We start from the raw sequence: 22,482 nt of genomic DNA, 5'->3' as shown, positions 1-22,482 counted from the left end.
GTGAAGATCTCACTGTTCTACGAATTCGCGCTGCCGCGGCCATGGTCCGACGACGATGAACGCCTGCTGTTCTCCGACGGCCTGGACGAGGTGGAACTCGCCGACAAGTCCGGGTTCTCCACGGTCTGGCTCACCGAGCACCACTTCCTGGAGGAGTACTGCCACGCCACCGCGCCGGAGATGTTCTTGGCCGCGGCCAGCCAGCGGACCAAGAACATCCGGCTGGGCTTCGGGATCATGCACCTGCCCCCGGTGGTCAACCACCCCGCCCGAGTGGCCGAGCGGGTCGCCACCCTGGACCTGCTGTCCGGTGGCCGGGTCGAATTCGGCACCGGGGAAGGATCCTCGATCGCCGAGCTCGGCGGGTTCGGCATCGACCCGGCCGACAAGCGCGCGCAATGGGAGGAGGCCCTGGAGGTCTCGATTCGCTGTATGACCGAGGAGCCGTTCACCGGCTTTGACGGCCAACATGTGCAGATGCCCGCCCGCAACGTTGTCCCCAAGCCCATGCAGAAGCCGCATCCGCCGGTCTGGGTGGCCTGCACTCGACCGGCGTCGGTGCAGATGGCCGCCGAGAAATGCATCGGCGCACTGAGTTTCGCCTACACCGGTCCCGGACCGCTGGCCGAGCGGGTCAACGGCTACTACAAGGCACTGGAAGAGACCGGTGTCCCGGTCACCCCGCAGGTGAACCCGAACATCCTGGCCATCGGTGGTGACCTGTCGATGATGGTGGCCCCCACCGATGAGCAGGCGATCGCGCGTCTGGGGGTCGGCGGCGGATTCTTCTCGTTCGGGATCATGCACTACTACATGACCGGCGAGCACACCCCGGGCCGGACCGGAGTATGGAACCGCTATCTCGAAGAGGTCGAGAAAGATCCGACGCTGGCCTATGGGCCGGGCCGCGGGGCGATCGGAAGCCCGGCGACCGCACGGGAATTCCTGCGCGGCTACGAGGAGAGCGGCGTTGACGAGCTCATCCTGTTGCTCAACCCGCGCAGCCACGAGGCGACCATGGAGGCCATCGAGCTGATGGGCAAAGAAGTGCTGCCGGAGTTCATCGAACGCGATGAGAAGGCGGTCGCCGAGAAGGCCAAGCGGCTCGAGCCGGTGCTGGAGAAGCTGGAGGCTCGCCGTCCGGCGTCCGCCGCACCGGCATTCGACGAGTCCTACTCGTTCGGCGGACTGCCGACCGGGCGAGGCGGCACGTTCACCGCCACCGAGATCCCCGAGGCGATGGCCGAGATGAACGAGGGCCGGGTGCAGGCCGCCCAACTTGCTAAGGAAGAGCGAGCAGAGCGGGAACGCGGCCGGCGGTGAGCGCACCGTCTGGGCTGTGGCGCTACGACGGCCGACGAACCGTGGTCACCGGCTGTGCGTCGGGAATCGGCGCCGCGCTGGTGATTCAGCTCGCGGAGCTCGGAGCACGGGTCATCGGCCTGGACCGCGTCGAGCCTGCCACGGGTGTCGACGAGTTTCACGCGATTGATCTGGCTGATCCGGCGTCCATCGACCGGGCCGCCGCAGCGATCCGGGAGTCGGGGGAGGTCGACGCACTGTTCAACGTCGCCGGAGTGTCCTCGGGCATAGGCGATCCGGAGCGGGTGGTCACGATCAACTTCCTGGGTTTGCGCCACCTCACCGAAGCGCTGTTGCCGGCGATGCCGGCGGGATCGGCGATCGCCAATGTGTCCTCGCTGGCCGCGGCGACCTACCGCGAAAACGCGCCGACCACCCTCGGCCTGTTGAACTCGCCGGGCATGGCTGCCGGATTACAGTGGTGCCGTGCCAATCCCGCCGCGCTCGCCGACGGGGGCTACCGGCTGTCCAAAGAGGCGATCATCCTCTACGGCATACTCAACGCCGAACCGTTGGCGCACCGCGGGATCCGGATCAACTGCACCGCGCCCGGCGTCACCGAAACCCCGATCCTCGATCAACTGCGCAGCAGCTACGGTCAGGGCTTTCTCGACGGCATTCCCAAACCGCTGGGACGGGTCGCCAGTGCGGGCGAACAGGCTGCACCGTTGGTGTTCCTGAACAGTTCGGCGGCCGGCTACATCACCGGTCAGGTGCTCTGGGTCGACGGCGGCAACATCAGCAGCCGGGCCACTGCCGCGCTGACGGACGGATCGACGCCGTGGCCGGCCTGACCGAGTTCCGCCGGGTCGCCGAGACGGTCCGCAACTGGGGGCGATGGGGCGACGCCGACGAACTGGGCACGCTCAATCTCATCACCCCCGCCAAGATCGCCCAGGCTGCCGCCCTGGTCCGGCACGGCAAGGTGTTTCCGCTGGGGGTGGATTTCGGGTCGTCGGGCCCGCAGGGAGCGTTTCAGTTCCGGCACAACCCGATTCACGTGATGACCGTCGACGGTGGCGACGTCAGCACGCTGGCTCAGTACGGCCCGGAGTGGCATCGCAATATCGTGGCGCAGCAGCTCAGCGAGTTCTTCGTCGACAACCCGTTCCGGTTCAACGACGACATGATCGTGATGCCGCTGCAGGCCGCCAGTCAGTGGGATGCGCTGTCGCACGTCTACTACGACGACCAGCTCTACAACGGCTTCCCGGCCAGTTCGGTCACCAGCCTGGGCGCCTACCACTGCGGTATCGACAAAGTCGACGGCAAGGGCATCACCTCGCGCGGCGTGCTGCTTGATGTGGTCGCCCACCGCGGCGCGGGCACCTTCCTGCCGCTGGGCACCCCGATCACCCCGGACGAACTCGACGCGGTGGCACAGGCTCAACAGGTCACGGTCGAGCCCGGCGACATCGTGGTGGTCCGAACCGGCTGGTGGGAAAGGTTTCGACAGACCGGCGACGGCGCCGAACCGGGTGCCGGGTTGGACTGGCGGTGCGCCAGCTGGCTGCATGAGCGCGACGTCGCGGCGGTGGCCGCCGACAACCTGATGGTCGAGGATCCGGTGTCCGGCGTCGAGGGAACCTATCTGCCCCTGCACATGCTCTGCCTGCGTGACATGGGGTTGATGCTCGGGGAGTACTGGGACCTCGGCGCGCTCGCCGCGGATTGCGCCGCTGACGGTCGCTACGAGTTCCAGTTGGTGGCGCCGCCGCTGCGGGTGACCGGCGGAGTCGGGTCGCCGGTGAATCCGATCGCGATCAAGTAGCCCGGGGCAGGAGCGTCATGCGATTCGTCTTCGTGCACGGGGGGTTTCACGCAGCCTGGTGCTGGAGCCGCACCATCGCGGAGTTGGAGAACATCGGGCACACCGGTATCGCCGTCGACCTGCCCGGCCACGGCTCTCGGCTCAGCGAGGAGTCGACCCTGGCCAACCGCCGGGAGGCCGTCGCGTCGGTGCTGCAGCCCGGCGACGTCCTGGTCGGGCACTCCGGCGGCGGGTTCGACGCCACCCTGGGCGCGGACAGTGCACCGGATCTGGTGCGCCACATCGTCTATCTGGCCGCGGCGCTGCCCCGGGAGGGGCGCAGCTACACCGACGCGATGACGATGGGTAGCGAGGGAGCCGAGTTCTTCGACACCGCGGCCGCTGACATGCTGAACCATTTGCACTTCGCGGACGACGGGACGATGACCTTCGCCGACATCGATGGTGCGCGGCAGTACTTCTACCACGACTGCGATGACGACACGCTGCGCTGGGCTTTCGAACGGCTCGGGCCGGAACGGTTCGGCGACACCACGGTTGCGCCGGTGTCGGTGCCGCACTTCTGGGCGGCCGATATCGGCCGCAGCTTCATTCGCTGCGAGCAGGATCGGGCCTATCCGCGCTGGCTGGCCGATCTGGTCTGCCGGCGGCTCGGTGTCGAACCCCTGACCATCGACGCCTCGCACTCGCCCTTCCTGAGCCGACCCGCCGAACTGGCTGCACTGCTGGTGCACGCCACCACGACCCGGCCGATCGGCCCACTGATCCCCGACTGAGGAGCCGACCTTGCTGTTCACGCGCAAGACCGTCCTGGTGGACGGCCTGAGCACCTCCTACCTGGAGGCCGGCGACCCGGCGGCCCCGACCGTGATCCTGCTGCACGGCGGCGAGTTCGGTGCCGGCGCCGAAGTCGGCTGGGAACGCACCATTCCCGCACTGGCCGCGCGCCATCGGGTGCTCGCACCGGACATGCTCGGGTTCGGGGAGTCGGCCAAGGTCATCGACTTCAACGACGGACGCGGCATGCGGATCCGCCACGTGGCAGGGTTCTGCGCGGCGCTCGGCGTGGAATCGGCGGATTTCGTGGGCAATTCGATGGGCGCCATCATGCTGCTCGTCGACGCCACCTCGGACGCGCCGCTGCTGCCGGTGGGGCGACTGGTGGCCATCTGCGGTGGTGGCGAGATTAAGCAGAACGAGCACATGGCCGCGCTCTACGACTACGACGCGACGGTGCCCGCCATGCGCCGGATCGTGGCGGCGCTCTTCTATGACCCGGCCTATCCCGCCGACGAGGCCTATGTGGGACGGCGGTACGCGTCGAGCATCGCGCCCGGCGCCTGGGAGGCGGTGGCGGCGGCGCGATTCCGCCGGCCCGGCGCCGAGCCCCCGCCGCCGGCGTCGAGCAGCCGCCGCTACGAACGTATTTCAGTACCGACCCTGGTGATCGAGGGCGCCTGCGACAAGCTGCTCCCGCCCGGGTGGGCGGCCCAGATCGCCGATCAGATCTCCGGCGGGCACGCGGCGGTTGTCGACGCGGCCGGCCACTGCCCGCAGATCGAGCAGGCCGAAAAGGTGAACGACCTACTGCGGGACTTCTGTTCCGGTGACTGACCTAGTTGGTGGTTGGTGGTGCTTGTGGTTGGAAGGGTTGGTACCACCACCAGTCGGCTCGTTCGCCGGTGGGCCCGGGGCAGGGCGCGACCGCGGGTGGGGGTTGCTTGGGTGGGCGGGCCAGTGATGCGGCGCTCAATGGTCGGTCGGTGTTGTCGGTGACGGTGAGGTTGCCGGCCGGCCCGGTGATGGTGATGAGGCCTCGGTGATGCTGGCGGTGGTGGTAGGGGCAGACCAGCACCAGGTTGCTAACACGTCGGAAATGTATCCCCTTGGACGTGGTGGCGCGCGCGTCGCTAGGCGGGGGGATGCGCCGCAGGGGATCAACCGATCCGCCCGGGGTTCGATTGATCTCCCGAACGGGCATTCAACAATGCGGCCGGTGAGGTTGTGCAGCTCGACTTGGTGACGAGGCTCCAGAACTGGAAATGCGCCCTCAGCGCTGCCGCGCGGCCCGTTCGCGTCGACGGCTTCGCGTCGCACAACACATTGCCGAAGCAAGTATCGGCGTAACACGGCTCCAGCTCCTACAACGGTGTTGACCGGCGTTCAGCTTAACGATGTCGGCGGATTTAGCACTGCGACACGCCGCCGCCAAGGAGTCCAGGCGCGGTCCGGTCGTGACTCCTTGATCGGCTCCCCTCAGGTAGTGGTGCCCGGCGAGGTTAGCCCCGCCACCCGGCGGATCTCGGCCAGCCGTTCTTCACAGATGCGGTAGAAGACCCAGCTTCCGCGACGCTCCCGCGTGACCAGGCCTGCCTCGTGAAGGACCTTCACGTGGTAACTCACGCTCGGTTGGGAGATACCGAGTGGGCCGGTCATGTCGTAGCCGCATTCCCCGCCCGGTCTGCCTCTGAGCAATCCGAGGAGTTGGACTCTGGTCGGGTCAGCCAGGGCCTTGAACAGCTTGGCAATCCGTTCGGCCTCGTCGCGGGACATCGCCTGGTCCAGCGGCGGACAGGGGCTCGTGTCCTCGATAGCAGTAAAGAAAGTCCTCACGTGCGAGGTCAGGGCATGTGTCCCACGGTGGCCGGCGGTCTGGCCAGGCTCTGGTCGCCGCGCGAGAGGCGCAAACGCCGTTGGCCTGGCGGTGGCAGGCGCGAACACGGCCGGTGTTCTCACTGAGTGGTGGGCGCTGGTCTGGTGCTCGGCGGCGGACGCAGGGCGCAGTGGAGCGACCGGCGCGGACGGGAGCGCCAGCGGACGGAAGCGAAGGGAGCGCAGCGAAGCCCGGAAGGTAGCCGCCGAGCTGTCGCTTGTGCTCAACGTGTGGTGAGGAGTTCGATCAGGGTGTCGGCGTTGCGGCCGAGGTGGTCGAGGGCACTGCTGCCCTTGGCGGCGGTGGCCTGGGATGGTGAGCCGATGACGCCGGTGGGTGCGTAGGCGTGGATGCCGAGGCTGGTGAGGTAGCGGCGGTCGTTGGCGGTGTGGTCGCTGGTCTGCCAGCCGTCGCGCAGGTAGTCGGGTGCGGTGGCGAGCAGGATGGAGGTTTCCAGTTCGCCGGCGTGCATGTCGTCGTGGTTGCTGCTGTGGATTCCTGCGGCGGCGCGGGCTTCGGTCCAGTCTTCGCGGCTGGGGTAGAGCCCAACCTTGACGGGGTTCTTGGGGTGGTTGGCTTGTTGGACGACGTTGGTGAGTACCGCGTTGCCGCCGTGGCCGTTGACGACGATCAGCCCGGCGATGTTCTGGCGTGCCAGCGATTCGATGATGTCAGCGACGATCGCGGCCAAGGTGGTGGCGCTGATGCTGATGGTGCCGGGGTAGGCGGCGTGTTCGTGGGAGCAGCTGAACGCGACCGGTGGTAGCTGAAATACGTTGTGGTGCTGACTGATTACGGATGCGATGGCAGTGGCGATGAGGGTGTCGGTGCCCAGCGGAAGGTAGGGGCCGTGTTGTTCGAATGAGCCGACCGGCAGCACCGCGACCGTGTGGGTGGCCGCAGGGTCGGTGGTGGTGGTGTCGGGGATGATTCGACGGCTCACGGGGTGACTCCTTGGGTGGCGTTTTTGATGCGGCCGGCAAGCTGTTGCAGGATCGGGTCTTTGTTTCGCCGTCGACGGTCTCGCACGATTGTGCCTGCCCTGGCCAGATGAATCCTGGCTCGCTGCGAGGGCGCGGCCAGGTAGCCCGGGATCGCTGTGGCGGTCAGTGCCAGTGCTTGCTGGTATTCGCCGGTGGCGATGTAGGCGTGCAGGAGTCGCATATCGGCCACGGTCTGATCGCGGTGCTGCTGTGATGTCCAGGCGTGATGGTGCCCGGCGAGCAGGGTTAGGGCTTTATCCGGGTCACCGATGCGCAGGTAGCCCGAGGCGATCTCGCTGGCGACGTAGGCGCCGTGGGCATAGATCGCATGATCATGCGGGTGGGGTTGCAGGTCACCGAGTTCGAGGGCTGCGGCGGCGTGGCGATGAAATCCCCGCTCATTGTGATTGGCCAGCTCGGCAAGGGCCTGTTGGCGGGCGATGCTGGCGGCCAGGCGACCCACGTCGTGGCCGTCGATGAGGTCGGCGGCATCGGTGGCCAAGGCGGTGGCCAGGTCGGGGTTGGTGCGGGTGAGAATGTTGGATTGGCGCATCAAGATCATGGCGTTGAATGCCGGGCTTACCGTACGTAGGTGCAGGGCTGCGGTGTGGGTGAGCTTCTCCGCGGCGGCGTGATCTCCGAGGTCTTGGGCGATCCACCCGGCAACTTCGGCGATAGCCCCAGCGGCGCGCCGCATCTCTGCCTTGACCTGCGAGGGTGCGTGGGCAATCAGGGATTCGATGGTGACCAGATCGGATTCCACCAGGGGGCGGGCGTGTTGGGGGCCGAAGGTGTGCTCAGCTTGGATGTGGGCATGTTGCTGGGCCTCGATGACGGCGAGTACGTCACGGTCGACGGGTAGTTGTATCAGCAGCGGGTGCGGCAGCTCGGTGGCGATCGGCACGCTGAACATTTCGTCGGGTTCGACGCCGAACACCGCGGCCAGGTCTTCACGCCACAGCGGGCCGAGCATTCCGGTCCGCTCGATCTGGGCGATTTTTTGCCGCAGGGATTCCCGCGCGGGCAGGTCGGGATCGCCGCGTAGCTTGCGCACGTTTTCGACCTCGATCGCCAACTCACGCAAGCTGTAGCCGTAGCGTTTGCGGGCTTGGCTGAGCCGCTGCGCATTGAGTGCCCGGATCGGGTCGACTGCGGCCATGGCTTCGATCATGCCGCATACATCAGCGCAGGTCAGCTACGTGTGCGCGTGTGCGGTCATCACCAGTATCACTGCCTGTCACTTCCGGGCGCATCCGGGATGGCGCTGTCCTTGAGTCGCGGCCGAACAGACCGCGCCAACACCGCAAGGAAGGACAGCAATCCATGAAGTTACGTATCGACACCACCGGGGTGACGTTCCTCTGTACTCGGATTCCCGAGCAGCGCACGAATTTCGACACCGGTGCACCGCGCGTGGACAAGGCCACCGGGCAGGCGTTGTGGCAGGTGCAGCTGATCGCCCTGGACGCCACCGGCGGTGAAGTGCTGGCGGTCACCGTGGTCGGGGAACCGAAAGTCGTTGTCGGCCAGCCGGTGTCTGTGACGGGTCTGGTGGCGTTGCCGTGGTCGCAAGACGGCCGCTCGGGCATCGCGTACCGCGCCGAAGCCATCACCGCCACCGACCTCGCCACCGTCAAGACGGGCCAGCAGGCCCGGTAACCGCAGGCCGGCCCGGCAGCCCCGCGACAGCGTGCGCCTATGGGCTGCCGGGCCGACGCTCCCGCCCCTTGTTTCCCCGTCGTAAGTGAAGGCAGACCGTCATGTCGAATAGTCCAAACCGTAAGAACCACAACAACAATCCATCACCCGATGATGACTGGATCGGCGAGCTGATCGTCGGACTACTCAAAGCCGCCGGGTATCTGCTGTGGTGGGCAATCCTGTTTCCCTCCCTGAGCATTCCCACCGTCGTCGCCATCTGGGTCGGTTTCAGTCACGGCGCCCGAGCCGCGTTTTGACCGCCGTTGTGGAGGCCGCGGCATACCTCGGCTGGTGGGTGTGCCAGCCGGCCTCATTCACCCGGTGGGTCAGCGCTCCGCTGCGGCAGCGTTTCTGGGCGTGGTGGCGTTATCACCGCAACTGGGAATCGGTCTGCGCCCTGCACGGCCTGACCGCCAAACTGGGTGAACGCACGTTGGTGCCTGCCCTGCAATCGGTGCGGATCGGCCATCACGCCGACGTGCTGATCGTCAAGGTGGTGACCGGCCAGTCGATTGCCGACTGGCAGAAACGCGCCCTCGCACTGGCGGCGACCTGGGACGCGGAGCGGTTGACGATCCGCGCCACCACGCCGGGCCAGCTGCGGATCATCATCGGCCGCGGGGATGTGCTCGGCCAGCCGATCGCGGTGCCCATGCCAACCCCGGGTTCGGCGGTCGATCTGGGCGCGGTGCGGGTCGGGGTCACCGAATCACGGCGCTGGTGGCACCTACCGGTATTGGGCCAGCACATCCTGGCCGCCGGTGCCACCGGAGCCGGCAAAGGCTCGGTGTTGTGGTCGCTGATCGCCGGGCTGGCACCCCACGTTAAAACGGGGCGGGTGCGGTTGTGGGTGATCGACCCCAAAGGCGGCATGGAACTCAGTGCCGGCGCGCCGCTGTTCGCCCGGTTCTGCTACCACACCGGTCAGCCCACCGTGGAACTGCTGCGCGAGCTGGTGAAGCTGATGCAGACCCGCGCCACCCGGCTGCGCGGGCACACCCGCCTGCACACCCCCGCCCTCGCTGAGCCGTTGATCGTGCTGATCATTGATGAGATCGCCGCGCTGACCACCTATGTCACCGACCGCAAACTCCGCGCCGAGACAGAACAACTCCTCGGCCTGCTGTTGTCCCAGGGGCGTGCGGTCGGGATATCGGTGGTAGCCGCGGTGCAAGACCCGGCCAAAGACACCCTGCCGGTACGGCAGTTGTTCACCGTGCGGATCGGGCTGCGGATGACCGAGGCTACCCAAACCGCCATGGTCTTGGGCCAAGGAGCCCGCGATGCCGGCGCCGAATGCGACCTGATCGCTGATACCACCCCCGGCATCGGGTACGTGATGATCGATGGCACCGCCGACCCGATACGGGTCCGGGCCTTTCACGTCACCGATCGCGATATCACCTTGTTGGCCCGCACCTTTCGGGCACCGCGTTCAGGCGAACAGGGAAATCGGTGAAGACCGTAACGACGCAGAGCCCGGTGATCGCGCTGCCGGGCCTGCTTACCACCATCGATGCCGATGCGGTGGTCACCCAGATGTCTTAAGCGCGCCTCCTCACCCGGTTTCGGGTCGTGGTGGCGGCGAGTGGAATCGGTCGGTTACTGCGCCCACCCGATCCAGCTGCTCGGTGCCGACACCGCCGGGCGTCAGCACACGGTGTGGACGCGCTGCAACAACCGCCGTCACGCGGTGTGCCCGTCATGCTCAGACCTCTACGCCCGCGACACCTGGCAACTCGTGCACGCCGGAGCCGCCGGCGGCCACCACGACATACCCGTCGAGGTCGCCAACCGTCCGCAAGTGTTCACCACCTTGACCGCCCCCAGCTACGGGGCCGTGCACAACGCCACCGGAACCCCGTGTCACGCCATACCCAACAGGTCGGCGGGCCGCTGCCGGCACGAAAACTGCCTGCGCTGCACCATAATCCACAGTGTCGATGACCCTCTGGTGGGCCAACCATTGTGCGCGGACTGCTACGACTATCTGGGACATATCTTGTTCACCTGGCATCTGCCCGAGCTGTGGCGGCGGTTCACCATCGCACTACGGCGCGCCGTGGCGACGCACCTGAAAACAGTTGGCGTCAAGCCCGGCTCGGTGCGGGTCAGCTTCGTCAAAGTCGTTGAATTGCAAGCCCGCGCCATACCCCACATCCATGCCCTGATCCGCCTCGACCCGCCACCCGCCACCAACGACACCACGAAATCAGGTGACCACGATCGTCACGGCCCCGCCGCCCCGCGGGGTGGTGGGGTGTCTCGTCCGGTAGCCGAGCAGCATCCCGGCTGGTCGTCACCGATCACCGCCGCCGAGCTGGCCGCCTTGATCCAACACGCTGCCAGTCGCGTCAGTATCGACGTGCCCGCCGGCGACGACGATTACCCCAACCCGGGCGGGGTGCGCACGGTGCGGTTCGGCACCCAAATTGATACCCAACCATTGACACCCGAACCAATAACCGCAAGCGATTCCGAAGTCGACGACACCGCAGTCGCTTCGGCCTCGCGGTTGTCGCCGCGCAGGGTTGCGGCATATCTGGCGAAATACGTCACCAAATCCCTGCACGACTTCGGCATCACCGCGCGCCGGCTGTCCGCAGAAGCGATCGGCGAACTCGACGTTACTGAACATGTGCGGGCCATCCTGTCCACCATCGCCGGACTCGCCGAACACCCAGCGTCCGCGGGTCCGTCGTTGGCGGGGATTGGGCGCTGGCTGCACACCCTGGGCTACCGCGGCCACATCACTACCAAATCGCGGCGCTATTCGACCACCATGGGTGCCCTGCGCGCCGCCCGCGCCACCTGGACCCGTAACCAGATAGCCAAACATTCAGGGCGACAGGACGATACGCAATCCGCCCATTTCGCTGACGACGTGACGGCGAGCACAGGCAGGCAGCAGCAACCGATCGACACCGATGAGATGCTGTGGGAGTTCGACCGCGCCGGACACGCCAGCGCCGGTGACCGCGTCCTGGTCATCTCCGCAGCCCTGCGCCACATCAGCGCCCGCATCACCGGTATCACCGAATCCCGGACTGTCTCCACCCGCATCTCGCCGCCACCACGCGGGGCAGGGTGATGGCCACGACGCCCGCGGGCGGCGCCGCCAACAACCACGATGCCGGCGCGGTCCCGCTGCACGAGCGCCCGGAGTTCATAGCCTGGCTGACCGCCTCATGTGAACGCCAAGCCCTATCCGTCACCGTCACCGACCCCACCACCCTGGCTGCCATCGCAACCCTCCTGCGCTGAGCACGCAAAGGCACCGTACCGTCACCGGCCAACCGGATAGACGACGAAAGTTATTTCAACACAACCCTTCCCGGCGATAAGAGCATTCCTGGTGTCTGGGCTGGTGGGCCGTCCAGGCTCGAAGCTGGCTTCGACCGCGTGCGGCTTTGGCCTTGACGGCCCACCAGCCCAGACACACACTCGGCACTCGCCAGGGAGCATCCGCGACGCCGAAAACCTAGATGCGCCAATGGGGTTGCACGCGGTTAATGTCGAGACTGCGGGAACCGGGGGTGCCCGGTGCGATCACCGCGTGATCCAGGATCGATTTGACGATGCTCCGCTGGCGTTCCACGTCGAGGTCGGGCCATTGGCCGCGCAACGCCCCGCCGGTGCCCGCCAACTCATAAACCTCACTGGTATCGGTGGCCTCAGCGATGTCACGCCTGGCCTGCTGGATGCGGCTGGTGATCGGGTCGCGGGCCGCGATCCACTCCCGCGCGCTGATCGCGCCGTCGGCATACAACCCGGCCAGCTCATCGAGGCGCGTTTGATCGGCCTCCACGGCCGCCGCCAACGCCGCCACATCATGATTAGGGCTGGCTTTGCCGGCCAACACCTTCGCCAGATCCCGAGAATCCAGGCGGGTCAACACCGCATCAGTCAACAAAGCCTCAACCGGTTCGGCGACCACCGTCAGCCGACCACAGCCGCCATGATCGGGTCCTTTCAGACAAACATAGCGGCGCACCCGATGATCGGGATTACTGTGCCGGGCTTGCGAATACAGCCGATTACCGCAACGCCCACACCGCAGCATCCCTGACAACACATATGTGCGCGCCGCCCGCGTCTTGGTCACCGACCGCGCCGCGATACGCGCCAAGATCCGGTCCCGCTCCGCCGGCGTAATGATCGCCGGCCATTTCGCAGGCCCGATCACCTCACCACGATGCTCCCGCAGCCCGGCGATACGGCCCGAGCACAGGATCTGGCGCACCGCCGAGGTCTGCCACGACTTGGCCACCGCCGGGGAAACGCCGGAGTCGTTGAGCCACACCGTCAACGACAACAACGACTGGCCCGCCAAGTAGCGGTCCACCATCTCACGCACCACCGCCGCCTCCGACGTCCGCAGCGTGATCTTGTCGTCCTCGTAGCCGAACGGGCGCACCGAGCCGTGCGGTAGTCCCTGTTCGGCGTTCTGCAACATCTTGCGGCGAATACGTGCGGACTTGCGCCCGGACTCCTTGGCGGCGAACGCGGCGAAAATCCGGGCCATGAACAACCCGTCATCGTTACCCAGGTCAATATCGGCGGTCACGGTAGCCACGTCTCGCACACCCACCGACTCACACAAAGCGACAAACTCTTCCAACTCCACCGGTCGGCGATGCAACCGGTCCAAGTTGTAGACGATCACCGCATCCCGCGCCCCTGATGCCAGATCGGCCAGCATCCGCGCATACTGCCGACGCGGCTTGCCCGAGAACGCCGACACATCGTTATCGACATACTCATCGCCAACCGGCCAACCGCGGTCAGCAGACAGCTTGCGGCAATCCTCCAACTGCCGCGCCACCCCCAACCCGGTGCCCTCCACATCAGCCGAGATACGCGCGTAAATCGCCGCCGACCGCACCCCAGCCCGCTGACCAGCGGATTTCATCTTCGCCATGGGGGTATATTACCAACATCTGACCTTGGCTAGTTCGGTTTCGCCGCCGTCTTCCCAGTGCCGGATGTGATGGGCATGGAGGCCGCGGGTGGCTGCGCAGCCGGGAACCACGCAGCAGCGGTCGCGGTGTTCAAGGGCTCGCCGAAGCCGGCGGCTGATTCCGCGGGTGGTTCGGCCGGCACCGATGGGTTCGCCGTTGCGCTCGAACCATGTCTCAAAGGTGGCGTCGCACAGCAGGTATTGGCGTTCGTCTTCTGAGAGCAGCGGGCCCAGGTGCAGTGCGGCGGCCCGGTCTTTGATGTCGAGGTGGGCCACCACGGTGGTGTGCTGCCCGTGGGGCCGGCGGGTGGCCTCGGCGTCCCATCCGGCCTCGACCAGACGCAGGAATGCATCAGCGGTGGTCGGCAACGGAGGCGTTGGGTCGGTTGCGCGGTCGGGATCGTCGTGGTCGTGTTTCCACTGCGCCATCAGGGCATCGAGGTGAGACTGTAGTGCCGCGTCGAACTTGGCGGCGTCGAGGTGATCGAGTGTGATCCGCCAGCAGCTGCCCTGTTCGTCGCTGGTTTTGGTGATCGACCGCACCCGCTCTGGCCGGTACTCGGGTTCGGGTCGCGGTTCGAGCTTGACCGCGGTGCGCAGTTGGTTGACCGTGGCCACGCTGGCCAGTTGTGCGTAGTGCTCATCGGAGCCGTCGGCTGCCCGCGCGGCGATCACGCCGACCTGGTCCAGCGACAGGCGGCCCTCCCGCAGGCCTTGGGCGCAGCGGGGGAAGTGGGCAAGCCGGTGTGCCACCGTGCTGATCGTGTGGGCGTTTCCCGGTGACACGCCAGTCTTCCAAGCCACCAACGCCGCCACCGACCGCGCGCCGGTGTTTCCCCACAGTTGGTTGTGCTCGATCTCGGCGACGATGTCCACGATGCGCCCATCGATGGCATTGCGCTGACCGGTCAGCTCCGCCAATTCCTCGAACAGCACCTCAAGACGTTTGTCGGAGCGCGCTTCGGCGCTGGCTGCAGGTCCGGTCGGGGACATGACTTCATCATGGCAGTGAGGTCTGACAAGTCTGGCTGCCGAATCAACCGCCGTGGGGGCGGACCGGGGGATTGGTGAACCAGAGGTTCTCCTCGCGCAGGTTGCGGCTGCGCCAGCCATCGGGTGTGCGGACCAGGTCGTGATGGTAGTAACCGCCGCAGTAACTCAAATCCGCCATACCGGGCAGCTGCATGGGGTTGTAGAACATCGCCCGCACGAGCGCGGAATCCGCGGTGTGCTCCATGATCTCGATGTTGGTGATGTAGTGCATCGACATTGGAATTGCTGCAAAGCCGGCCGCCAGCCAGTCGGTAACTTCGTCGAGCGTGCCGCAGATGGCGCCGGCCGACGAATAGTCGATGACGGCGTTCTCGGTGAACACCGACCGGTACAGCGCCCAGTCCTTGGTGTCCACGGCACGGGCATAGCGGTAGAGCAGCGCGGAGATCTCCAGCCGATCATCGGCTGAGACGGGGCCTGTCATGCTGCCGACTTTAGGTCGCCTTCCCATTTAAATCAGTCGCTTGACTGAACCCGGGGAAGCGGGTTGAGTCGAACCACGGACACAGCGGAAGGGTGGTCGATGGGCAACGAGTTAGCCGGCAAGGTGGCGGTCGTCACCGGAGGTGCATCGGGGATCGGCCGGGGGATCGTCGAACGCTTCGTCGCCGAGGGGGCGCGGGTCGTCATCGCCGATCTGGATCGCGAGCGCGGCGAGGCGCTCGCGGGAGAACTCGGCGCGGATACGACCTTCCGGGTCGCCGACGTCGCCGACCAGGCGCAAGTGGGCGCGCTGGTCGAAGCGGCCGTCGAGACGTTCGGCGGACTGGACATCATGGTCAACAACGCCGGCGTCTCGGGGACCATGCACAACAGGCTCCTCAACGACGACCTGGCTGACTTTCACCGCATCATGGCGGTCAACGTGCTCGGCGTGATGGCAGGCACCCGCGACGCCGCCCGGCACATGTCCAAGGCCGGCGGAGGGTCGATTCTCAATCTGACCTCGATCGGCGGAATTCAGGCCGGCGGCGGGGTGATGACCTACCGGGCGTCGAAAGCCGCGGTAATCCAGTTCACCAAATCCGCGGCAATCGAGTTGGCCCACTACGACATCCGGGTCAATGCCATTGCTCCTGGCAACGTTCCCACGCCGTTTGTGGCGTCGTCGGCGGTGGCGGGCTTGGACCCCGAAGCCCTGGAACGCTATGAAGCCGCGATCCGTGAGACCATGCGCGCCGACCGGCCGCTGAAGCGGGAGGGCACCCCCGAGGATGTCGCCGAAGCCGCGCTGTATCTGGCCGGTGAGCGTTCCCGGTACGTGACCGGCGTGGTGCTGCCGGTGGACGGCGGGACTGTCGCGGGCAAGGCGATCCGACGCAAGCGCCCCGATGAGGCAAAAAATTAAATCAATCGCTTGACTTAATCCCTGAACCACGGTTGACTGGCGCCGTGACCACCGCTGATCGGGCCGTGCGGGCTGAACGGGCCAACAGCACGCGGGAGGCGATCCTGACCGCGGCCGAACGGCTGTTCGCCGAACACGGGGTGTTCGCGGTCTCCAACCGGCAGGTCAGCGAAGCTGCCGGCCAGGGCAACAACGCCGCCGTCGGTTACCACTTCGGCACCAAGACCGACCTGGTCCGCGAGATCGAGCGGCGCCACCGGGTCCCGGTCGAGCGGCTGCGCGAAGAGATGGTGGCGGAGGCAGCGGAGTCCACCGAACTGCGCGACTGGGTGTCGTGTCTGGTCCGCCCGCTCACCGATCACCTTGCTGCGTTGGGCAATCCGACCTGGTACGCGCGATTTGCCGCGCAGGTGATGGCTGACCCGGCGTATCACAACATCGTCGTCAAGGACGCGCTCAGTTCGCCGTCCCTGGTGCAGGTCATCGATGGCATCAACACCTGTCTTCCGGATCTACCGGTCCGGGTCCACCAGGCCCGCAACGTGATGGCCCGAAACCTGTTGATGCACACCTGCGCCGAACACGAGCGAGCGCTGGCGTCCGGAGCGTCGGCATCCGCCAGCTGGACCGAAGCCGGATCCGACCTGATCGACGCAATCGTGGGGCTGTGGCTCGCTCCGGTCACCGGAGTTCACGGAGGACCGCAATGAAAGTGACTGCTGACCAAGACATCTGCGCGTCGTCGGGACAATGCGTGGGATTCGCGCCCCGAGTGTTCGACCAGCGTGACGAGGACGGTGTCGTCGTGGTGCTCGACGAGTCCCCGCCTGAGGAGCTGGCCGAGGTCGTGCGCCAGGCCGCCCGAGTCTGTCCGTCCGGAGCCATCAAGATCGTCGAGGAGTGAGCGTGACCGACGCGACCACCATTGTCACCACCGCAACGCCGGAGTATCCGATGAGCCGGGACGGCCGGTGCCCCTTTGCGCCGCCGCCGGAAACCATGGCGCTGGCCGCGCAGCGGCCGCTGAGTCGGGTGCGGATCTGGGACGGCAGCACGCCGTGGCTGATCACTGGCTATGAGGCGGTGCGCACGCTGTTCTCCGATCCCCGCGTGAGCGTGGATGATCACCAGCCCGGCTTCCCGCACTGGAACGAGATGATGCGCGCCAGCGTCAATCACCGCCCCAAGTCGGTGTTCACCACCGACGGCGCCGAACACATCCGGTACCGGCGAATCCTGTCCCCGGCGTTGACCATGAAGCGCGTCGAGGCGTTGAAGCCGGTGGCACAACGGATCACCGACGAATACATCGACGCCATCCTGGCCGGGCCGCAACCAGCCGACCTGATCGAGGGATTCGCACTGCCGATTCCCTCCTTGGTCATCAGCGAACTGCTCGGCGTGCCCTATGAGGACCACGAGTTCTTCCAGCAGCACGCCACCATGGGCGTGGACCGCAACGCCACCTCCGACGACCTTGCCGAGGGCGCCACGGAACTGTCCAAGTACCTGGTCCGGTTGCTGGAGGCCAGGATGGCCGAACCGGCCGACGACATGGTTTCCGAGCTCGGCAAGCGGGTGCGCAACGACGAGCTGTCGGTGCGCGAGGCTACCCAGCTGGGCACCGGGATGCTGATCGCCGGGCACGAGACCACCGCCAACATGATCGGCCTGGGCATCGTGGCGCTGCTGCACGAGCCCGACAAGATCGCCGAGAAGACCGCGGTGTTCCGTGGCGACGACGACGCCGCGATCGCCAATGCCGTCGAGGAACTCCTTCGCTACCTGTCGATCATCCACACCGGCCAGCGCCGGGTCGCCCTTGAGGACATCGAGATCGCCGGCGAGACAATCCGGGCCGGCGAGGGCATCATCATCGACTTGGCGCCGGCCAACTGGGATGCCTCGGTCTTCCCCGACCCGGAGGCATTGGACCTGGCGCGCCCGGCCCGCCAGCACATGGCGTTCGGTTTCGGTCCGCACCAGTGCGTCGGTCAGCAGCTGGCCCGCGCCGAGATGGTGATCGCCTTCCGCACCCTGTTCCGGCGCATCCCCACCCTGAAGCTGGCGGTGGGCATCGACGAGATCCCGTTCAAGAACGACCGGCTCGCCTACGGCGTCTACGAACTCCCCGTCACCTGGTAACCGCCCGATTGAAAGTGGATTGACATGTCCAGCACATCAACTCAAGACGCTGCGTTCTATCCCGCCGGCGGTTACGGGGCGCCCAAGGACCGTCACGGACACGCCGGGGTCGGCACAAGTGATATCGGACTGCCCGCCGGAACCGAAGTGTTCTCCGCCGACAACCACATCTCGATCGCCGACGATATCTTCTACCAGCGATTCCCCGAGGACCTCAAGGACAAGGCGCCCCGGATCTGGTACGAGGACGGCGCGTACATGGTGGGCCGCAAGGGGCAGTCGTTCCTGCCGGGCGACTTCTCGGCGGTGCTCATGCAGTACGACGATCTGGCCGGCGCGGCCAGCAGCAATATCGAGGCCCGGATCCAGGAGCTGGCCAGCGACGGCGTCGACAAGGAACTGGCGTTTCCCAACGCTGTACTCGCGTTGTTTCATTTCCCCGACAAAGAGCTGCGGGAGCGGGTATTCCGCATCTACAACGAGTACATGGCGGAGCTGCAGGAGCGGTCGAACGGTCACTTCTACGGGGTGGGCCTGATCAACTGGTGGGAACCCGCCGGCACCCGGCGCACCCTGGAAGAACTGAAATCGTTGGGGCTCAAGACGTTCCTGCTGCCGCTGAACCCCGGCAAGGACGACGACGGCAACATCATCGACTTCGGCGCGCACGTGATGGACCCGGTGTGGGATGTGATCGAGCAGGCCGGGCTACCGATCACCCACCACATCGGTGAAACCCCGCCGAAGACGCCCTGCGAGGTCAACAGCGTCGTGGTGGGCATGATGGTCAATGTGGACTCGTTCCGCGAGCAGTTCGCCAAATACATCTTCTCCGGCATCCTGGACCGTCACCCGGGGCTGCGGATCGGCTGGTTCGAAGGCGGGATCGCCTGGGTTCCCACCGCTTTGCAGGACGCCGAGCACCTGCTCGCCTCCTATCAGCACATGTTCACCCATCAACTGCAGCACGGCATCCGGCACTACTGGGACACCCACATGAGCGCGTCGTTCATGGTCGACCCACTCGGCCTGCGACTGATCGACCAGATCGGGGTGGACAAGGTGATGTGGTCGTCGGACTACCCGCACAACGAGAGCACCTTCGGCTACTCGGAGAAGTCGCTGGCCAACGTTGTCGCAGCCCTGGGACCGCAGGACGCGGCGAAAGTGGTGAGCGGCAATATCAAAGCGTTCCTGGGGGTTTGATGGTGGCTGCTGCGGCAACGCTGTCGGCCGTGACCGGCAACGTTGAGATCGCAGAAGTCCCGGACCGGCCCCGGCTGCGCCGGGAGACCGGTGCCCGGCTGCGGGCGGCGATGGCCGAGCGGGGCATCGATGCCCTGGTGCTGCTGGGCAACAACGCCGTCACCTACGCCACCGGCACCGGCTGGCGGCTGGGCGACGCCGGTCTGTCCCACGTCGATCGACCGGTGGCCGTGGTCCTTGCCGACGACCCGTGGCCGCATCTGTTCACACCGCTGCGGGACGGCTGGGAGTCAAGTCTGGGCGCTGTCCACCTGCACGGACCGGCGTTCCTCGAATGTGACGAAGGTGTCGACCAATTCGCCCGAGTCATCGCCGAGCTGATCCCGGGCACCGCCGTGGTCGGGGTCGACGAATGCACCGGTGCCATGCGGCGCGCCCACCATCGGCTGTTCGCGGCGCGGCGGCCAGTGGACGCCGCGCAGGTGGTCAACGCCGCCAAACTGACCAAGACCGCCGATGAGCTGTCGTGCCTCCGCACCGCATGCCGGATCACCGGGCAGGCGATGGCCGAGGTGCAGGCGAGACTGGAGCCCGGCGTCCGTCAGCGCGAGCTATCGGCGCACTTTCTGCGGCGGGCTTTCGAATTCGGCGCAGACGCCGTCATGCTCGAACCGATCTGGCAGGTGATGACCGACGGCAGAGCCGCCGGTGACCTGCCGCTGGTGACCCCCGGCCGCGAGCTGACCGCGGGCGATGTGGTGTGGTCTGACGCCTCGATCGGCTACGGCGGGTACTGCTCGGCCTTCGGCCGCACTTGGCTCGTCGGAGCCGACCCGACACCACGCCAGCAGGCGCAGTTTCGGCAGTGGCGTGAGATCCTGTCCGCCGTACTGAACGTGACGCGGGCCGGCGTCACCGCCGGAGACCTGGCCCGGGTGGCCACTGCCGCCAACGGTGGACGGCGGCCATGGTTGCCGCACGGCTACCTCGGCCACGGCCTTGGCGTGACTGCCGGCGAGGCGCCGATGATCGGCACCGACCTGGGTACGGAGTTCGACGAGAACTTCGTGTTCGAGCCCGGCATGGTGCTGGTGCTGGAGCCGATGGTGTGGGAGGCCGGCACCGGCGGCTACCGCAGCAAGCACGTGGTGGCGATCACCGAGGATGGCTTCCTCTCCCTGACCGACGACCCCCACACGCCCTATGCGTACTGAGATTGCGCTGGACGCGCCGGCGCTGAACTATGGGCGACGGGACCGCGCACTGGCCCAGATGGAAGCCCACGACCTCGACGTGCTGGTGTTGGGGCGCCAGGCCAACGTCCGCTACGTCGCCGGCACTCCGCAGCGCTGGATGGCGGGCACCCGTTCGTTTGCTCCCAACTGCGTACTGGTGCGCGCAAGCGGTGCCGTGCACCTGCTGAGCTCTTCGGAACAAGGCGTACCCGAGGACATTCCGCACGATCACCTGAACGAGGTTTCGTGGAATCCGACGAACATCATTGCCGCGCTGGCGCATCTCGACGGGGCGCTGACCGCGCGACGGGTGGGAACCGACGCGATGTCACCGCTGTTCGCCCAACTGCTCCCGCTGGCCTTCCCTCGAGCCGAACTCGTCGACGGGGAACCCGCCATGCGGGCCGCGCGGTCCGTCAAGACCGCCGAGGAAGTCGCGGCGCTGCGGACCGCGGTCGCGGGCGCTGATTCGGCGCTGGCAGCGGCGGCGAGCGCATTGGAGGACGGCGTCAGCGAACAGACGTTGACCGGGGTACTGATGGAGGCGATGACCGCGGGAGGTGACAGCACCCCGGCCAACCAAGACGTCGCCTGGGTGACCTCGCGGGAACACCCGTGGCGGCGTGCGAGCGGCGACGGCAGAGTTCGGGCCGGGAATCTCGTTGCCATCTCGGCAGCTGTGCTCGCCGGTGGCTACCTCGGTGAGGTGGGACGCACCTTCGCGGTCGGCGGCCCGCCCGACGGTAACACCGCTGCTCTCTACCGGCGCTGGGATGCGCTGTGGGAGAAGCTGTCCGGTTCCTGCCGTCCCGGTGCGCCGGGCAGCGCGCTGTTGAGTGCCTACGCCGCCGCCGGGGAGCCGTTGCCGCCGGTTCCCGTGGCACACGGCCTGGGGCTGGGATTCGACCCACCGGTGGTATCGGCTCACCTGCCGCAGACCGCGGCTGCCGGACGGTTGGAGCCGGGCATGGTGCTGGCCGTCACCGGTTACGTGTTCGAACCCGGGGTGGGTTCGGTATTCGGACGCCAGTCCGTACTGATCACCGAAGACGGCCACGAAGTTTTGACCACCAGTCCGAGTTAAAGGAGCAGACCGCGAATGTCCGACACGACAGGGTCTTCCGCGAGGCCGTCCGCGGAGGAGATCATCCGCTACCACAAGGACCCGGCCACCAAGATCGCCACCATCACGTTCGACCGACCCGAGTATCTCAATGCTCCGACGTCATCGGCGCGGCTGCGCTACGCGGATCTGCTGCGCGGGGCCAGCGTGGACAACGACGTCAAAGTGGTGGTGATCCGCGGCGTCGGGGACAACCTGGGCAGCGGTGCCGACCTGCCCGAGTTCATGGAAGGCGTCGACGAGCCGGAAAAGCGGTTGGCCGAGCTGCGTTTGGAAGGCATGGATGTCAACTATCCGCCCAAGGGCACCTTTCGCAACGGCGCCACCATCAGCGCCTGGTACGCCAACGTGCAGGCCGGCAACCGGCCGCTGCAGGAGCTCAAGAAGATCAGCATCGTCGAAGCCAAGGGCTACTGCTACGGCTGGCACTTCTATCAGGCCGCCGACGCCGATCTGGTGATCTCCAGCGACGACGCGCTGTTCGGCCACCCGTCGTTCCGCTACTACGGTTGGGGACCACGGATGTGGACCTGGGTGCAGATGATGGGGCTGCGCAAGTTCTCCGAAATGGTTTTCACCGGCCGGCCTTTCACCGCCGCCGACATGGAGAAGTGCAACTTCCTCAACAAGGTGGTCCCGCGCGAGGAGCTCGAAGCCGAAGTCGACAAGTACGCACTGGCCTGCGCACGTAACCGCCCGGTCGACACCGTGTTCATGCAGAAGATGTTCTTCGAGGTGTACAAGCAGCATCAGGGCGAGTACATGGGCAGTCTGCTGTCGGCGTTCTTCGAGTCGATGGGCTCCGGTGTGGCGCCCGACGCCGACGACCTGATGCTCGACGACGCCATCGAATCCGGTCTGTCCGGAGCCGTCAAGGACAACGACTCGAGGTTCCCGCCGGACTTCCGGCTGAGCAAGTCCAGCCGCGACAAGGAATCCTGA

At 66.5% G+C, this 22,482-nt stretch carries 20 protein-coding genes and 4 pseudogenes; 17 read left to right on the top strand and 7 right to left on the bottom strand.

What is annotated here, in order from left to right:
• The 5 genes from K3U94_RS19585 to K3U94_RS19565 are packed head-to-tail and all read left to right on the top strand — an operon-like array spanning window position 1 to window position 4,747.
• Window positions 1-1,323: an LLM class flavin-dependent oxidoreductase gene (locus K3U94_RS19585; protein WP_220694759.1), complete on the top strand. Its 1,323-nt coding sequence runs from the start codon at window positions 1-3 to the stop codon at window positions 1,321-1,323.
• The gene (locus K3U94_RS19580) at window positions 1,320-2,156 is read left to right on the top strand and encodes a coniferyl-alcohol dehydrogenase (RefSeq protein WP_220694758.1); all 837 of its coding nucleotides are present in this window, start codon (window positions 1,320-1,322) and stop codon (window positions 2,154-2,156) included. Before K3U94_RS19585 ends, K3U94_RS19580 begins: the two co-directional genes overlap by 4 nt.
• The gene (locus K3U94_RS19575) at window positions 2,144-3,133 is read left to right on the top strand and encodes a cyclase family protein (RefSeq protein WP_220694757.1); all 990 of its coding nucleotides are present in this window, start codon (window positions 2,144-2,146) and stop codon (window positions 3,131-3,133) included. The genes K3U94_RS19580 and K3U94_RS19575 overlap by 13 nt, the downstream gene beginning before the upstream one ends.
• Before the next feature lie 17 nt (window positions 3,134-3,150).
• Window positions 3,151-3,909 (top strand): alpha/beta fold hydrolase, encoded by a 759-nt coding sequence (locus tag K3U94_RS19570; RefSeq protein WP_220694756.1) that lies wholly within the window; start codon window positions 3,151-3,153, stop codon window positions 3,907-3,909.
• A 10-nt stretch (window positions 3,910-3,919) separates the two neighbouring features.
• Window positions 3,920-4,747, top strand: coding sequence for an alpha/beta fold hydrolase (locus K3U94_RS19565; RefSeq protein WP_220694755.1), 828 nt, complete (start codon window positions 3,920-3,922; stop codon window positions 4,745-4,747).
• A gap of 1 nt (window position 4,748) precedes the next feature.
• Here K3U94_RS19565 and K3U94_RS19560 read toward each other — a convergent pair.
• The 4 genes and pseudogenes from K3U94_RS19560 to K3U94_RS19545 all read right to left on the bottom strand — a co-directional run.
• A pseudogene (locus tag K3U94_RS19560) lies at window positions 4,749-5,000 on the bottom strand (hypothetical protein); the annotation flags it as partial.
• A 389-nt stretch (window positions 5,001-5,389) separates the two neighbouring features.
• Window positions 5,390-5,686 carry an ArsR/SmtB family transcription factor gene (locus K3U94_RS19555; protein WP_220694754.1) on the bottom strand — a complete coding sequence of 99 codons (297 nt, stop codon included), beginning with the start codon at window positions 5,684-5,686 and terminating at the stop codon, window positions 5,390-5,392.
• Between the two features lie 323 nt (window positions 5,687-6,009).
• Window positions 6,010-6,729, bottom strand: a complete 720-nt coding sequence (locus K3U94_RS19550) for a creatininase family protein (RefSeq protein ID WP_220694753.1) — start codon at window positions 6,727-6,729, stop codon at window positions 6,010-6,012.
• Window positions 6,726-7,928, bottom strand: coding sequence for a hypothetical protein (locus tag K3U94_RS19545; protein WP_220694752.1), 1,203 nt, complete (start codon window positions 7,926-7,928; stop codon window positions 6,726-6,728). Before K3U94_RS19545 ends, K3U94_RS19550 begins: the two co-directional genes overlap by 4 nt.
• A gap of 164 nt (window positions 7,929-8,092) precedes the next feature.
• Here K3U94_RS19545 and K3U94_RS19540 point away from each other — a divergent pair, with 164 nt between their 5' ends.
• The 4 genes and pseudogenes from K3U94_RS19540 (at window position 8,093) to K3U94_RS19525 (ending at window position 11,734) form a co-directional block, all read left to right on the top strand.
• Window positions 8,093-8,428 (top strand): SCO3933 family regulatory protein, encoded by a 336-nt coding sequence (locus K3U94_RS19540; protein ID WP_024637274.1) that lies wholly within the window; start codon window positions 8,093-8,095, stop codon window positions 8,426-8,428.
• A 101-nt stretch (window positions 8,429-8,529) separates the two neighbouring features.
• A pseudogene (locus tag K3U94_RS19535) lies at window positions 8,530-9,929 on the top strand (FtsK/SpoIIIE domain-containing protein).
• 80 nt (window positions 9,930-10,009) lie between these two features.
• Window positions 10,010-11,561: pseudogene (locus tag K3U94_RS19530) on the top strand (replication initiator).
• Entirely contained in the window at window positions 11,561-11,734 is a 174-nt protein-coding gene (locus K3U94_RS19525) for a hypothetical protein (protein ID WP_165576417.1), read from the top strand. The pseudogene K3U94_RS19530 and the gene K3U94_RS19525 overlap by 1 nt, the downstream one beginning before the upstream one ends.
• Before the next feature lie 217 nt (window positions 11,735-11,951).
• Here K3U94_RS19525 and K3U94_RS19520 read toward each other — a convergent pair whose 3' ends face one another.
• The 3 genes and pseudogenes from K3U94_RS19520 to K3U94_RS19510 form a co-directional block, all read right to left on the bottom strand.
• On the bottom strand, window positions 11,952-13,391 hold the full coding sequence (locus tag K3U94_RS19520) for a recombinase family protein (protein ID WP_024637089.1): 1,440 nt from the start codon (window positions 13,389-13,391) through the stop codon (window positions 11,952-11,954).
• Window positions 13,392-13,412: 21 nt separating this feature from the next.
• Window positions 13,413-14,423 (bottom strand): annotated as a pseudogene (locus K3U94_RS19515) (HNH endonuclease signature motif containing protein); the annotation flags it as partial.
• 43 nt (window positions 14,424-14,466) lie between these two features.
• Window positions 14,467-14,907 (bottom strand): nuclear transport factor 2 family protein, encoded by a 441-nt coding sequence (locus K3U94_RS19510; RefSeq protein ID WP_220694750.1) that lies wholly within the window; start codon window positions 14,905-14,907, stop codon window positions 14,467-14,469.
• A gap of 99 nt (window positions 14,908-15,006) precedes the next feature.
• On the opposite strand from K3U94_RS19510, the gene K3U94_RS19505 reads away from it, so the two are divergent.
• From K3U94_RS19505 to K3U94_RS19470, 8 genes are read left to right on the top strand one after another with little or no spacing between them, the layout of a single operon-like run.
• Complete coding sequence (locus K3U94_RS19505) at window positions 15,007-15,831, top strand: SDR family NAD(P)-dependent oxidoreductase (protein WP_220694749.1); 825 nt, start codon at window positions 15,007-15,009, stop codon at window positions 15,829-15,831.
• A 44-nt stretch (window positions 15,832-15,875) separates the two neighbouring features.
• Window positions 15,876-16,541 (top strand): TetR/AcrR family transcriptional regulator, encoded by a 666-nt coding sequence (locus K3U94_RS19500; RefSeq protein WP_047318275.1) that lies wholly within the window; start codon window positions 15,876-15,878, stop codon window positions 16,539-16,541.
• Window positions 16,538-16,735: a ferredoxin gene (locus K3U94_RS19495; protein WP_047318276.1), complete on the top strand. Its 198-nt coding sequence runs from the start codon at window positions 16,538-16,540 to the stop codon at window positions 16,733-16,735. Before K3U94_RS19500 ends, K3U94_RS19495 begins: the two co-directional genes overlap by 4 nt.
• A 50-nt stretch (window positions 16,736-16,785) precedes the next feature.
• On the top strand, window positions 16,786-17,976 hold the full coding sequence (locus K3U94_RS19490; protein WP_047318385.1) for a cytochrome P450: 1,191 nt from the start codon (window positions 16,786-16,788) through the stop codon (window positions 17,974-17,976).
• Window positions 17,977-18,000: 24 nt separating this feature from the next.
• Window positions 18,001-19,182: an amidohydrolase family protein gene (locus K3U94_RS19485; protein ID WP_220694748.1), complete on the top strand. Its 1,182-nt coding sequence runs from the start codon at window positions 18,001-18,003 to the stop codon at window positions 19,180-19,182.
• A 2-nt stretch (window positions 19,183-19,184) separates the two neighbouring features.
• Window positions 19,185-20,396 carry a M24 family metallopeptidase gene (locus K3U94_RS19480; RefSeq protein ID WP_434084879.1) on the top strand — a complete coding sequence of 404 codons (1,212 nt, stop codon included), beginning with the start codon at window positions 19,185-19,187 and terminating at the stop codon, window positions 20,394-20,396.
• Entirely contained in the window at window positions 20,386-21,501 is a 1,116-nt protein-coding gene (locus tag K3U94_RS19475) for a M24 family metallopeptidase (protein ID WP_220694746.1), read from the top strand. The genes K3U94_RS19480 and K3U94_RS19475 overlap by 11 nt, the downstream gene beginning before the upstream one ends.
• Window positions 21,502-21,516: 15 nt before the next feature.
• Entirely contained in the window at window positions 21,517-22,482 is a 966-nt protein-coding gene (locus tag K3U94_RS19470) for an enoyl-CoA hydratase/isomerase family protein (protein ID WP_047318280.1), read from the top strand.

The organism is Mycolicibacter heraklionensis (assembly GCF_019645815.1).
GTDB lineage: Bacteria > Actinomycetota > Actinomycetes > Mycobacteriales > Mycobacteriaceae > Mycobacterium > Mycobacterium heraklionense.
This window is presented reverse-complemented; position numbering and strand designations above follow the sequence as displayed.

What these genes read in the sequence shown, in the direction of transcription:
- K3U94_RS19570 (WP_220694756.1), top strand. Translation starts at nt 3,151, where the DNA reads ATGCGATTCGTCTTCGTGCACGGGGGGTTTCACGCAGCCTGGTGCTGG.
- K3U94_RS19555 (WP_220694754.1), bottom strand. Translation starts at nt 5,686, where the DNA reads ATGTCCCGCGACGAGGCCGAACGGATTGCCAAGCTGTTCAAGGCCCTG.
- K3U94_RS19545 (WP_220694752.1), bottom strand. Translation starts at nt 7,928, where the DNA reads ATGGCCGCAGTCGACCCGATCCGGGCACTCAATGCGCAGCGGCTCAGC.
- K3U94_RS19540 (WP_024637274.1), top strand. Translation starts at nt 8,093, where the DNA reads ATGAAGTTACGTATCGACACCACCGGGGTGACGTTCCTCTGTACTCGG.
- K3U94_RS19525 (WP_165576417.1), top strand. Translation starts at nt 11,561, where the DNA reads ATGGCCACGACGCCCGCGGGCGGCGCCGCCAACAACCACGATGCCGGC.
- K3U94_RS19520 (WP_024637089.1), bottom strand. Translation starts at nt 13,391, where the DNA reads ATGGCGAAGATGAAATCCGCTGGTCAGCGGGCTGGGGTGCGGTCGGCG.
- K3U94_RS19510 (WP_220694750.1), bottom strand. Translation starts at nt 14,907, where the DNA reads ATGACAGGCCCCGTCTCAGCCGATGATCGGCTGGAGATCTCCGCGCTG.
- K3U94_RS19505 (WP_220694749.1), top strand. Translation starts at nt 15,007, where the DNA reads ATGGGCAACGAGTTAGCCGGCAAGGTGGCGGTCGTCACCGGAGGTGCA.
- K3U94_RS19495 (WP_047318276.1), top strand. Translation starts at nt 16,538, where the DNA reads ATGAAAGTGACTGCTGACCAAGACATCTGCGCGTCGTCGGGACAATGC.
- K3U94_RS19490 (WP_047318385.1), top strand. Translation starts at nt 16,786, where the DNA reads ATGAGCCGGGACGGCCGGTGCCCCTTTGCGCCGCCGCCGGAAACCATG.
- K3U94_RS19485 (WP_220694748.1), top strand. Translation starts at nt 18,001, where the DNA reads ATGTCCAGCACATCAACTCAAGACGCTGCGTTCTATCCCGCCGGCGGT.
- K3U94_RS19475 (WP_220694746.1), top strand. Translation starts at nt 20,386, where the DNA reads ATGCGTACTGAGATTGCGCTGGACGCGCCGGCGCTGAACTATGGGCGA.
- K3U94_RS19470 (WP_047318280.1), top strand. Translation starts at nt 21,517, where the DNA reads ATGTCCGACACGACAGGGTCTTCCGCGAGGCCGTCCGCGGAGGAGATC.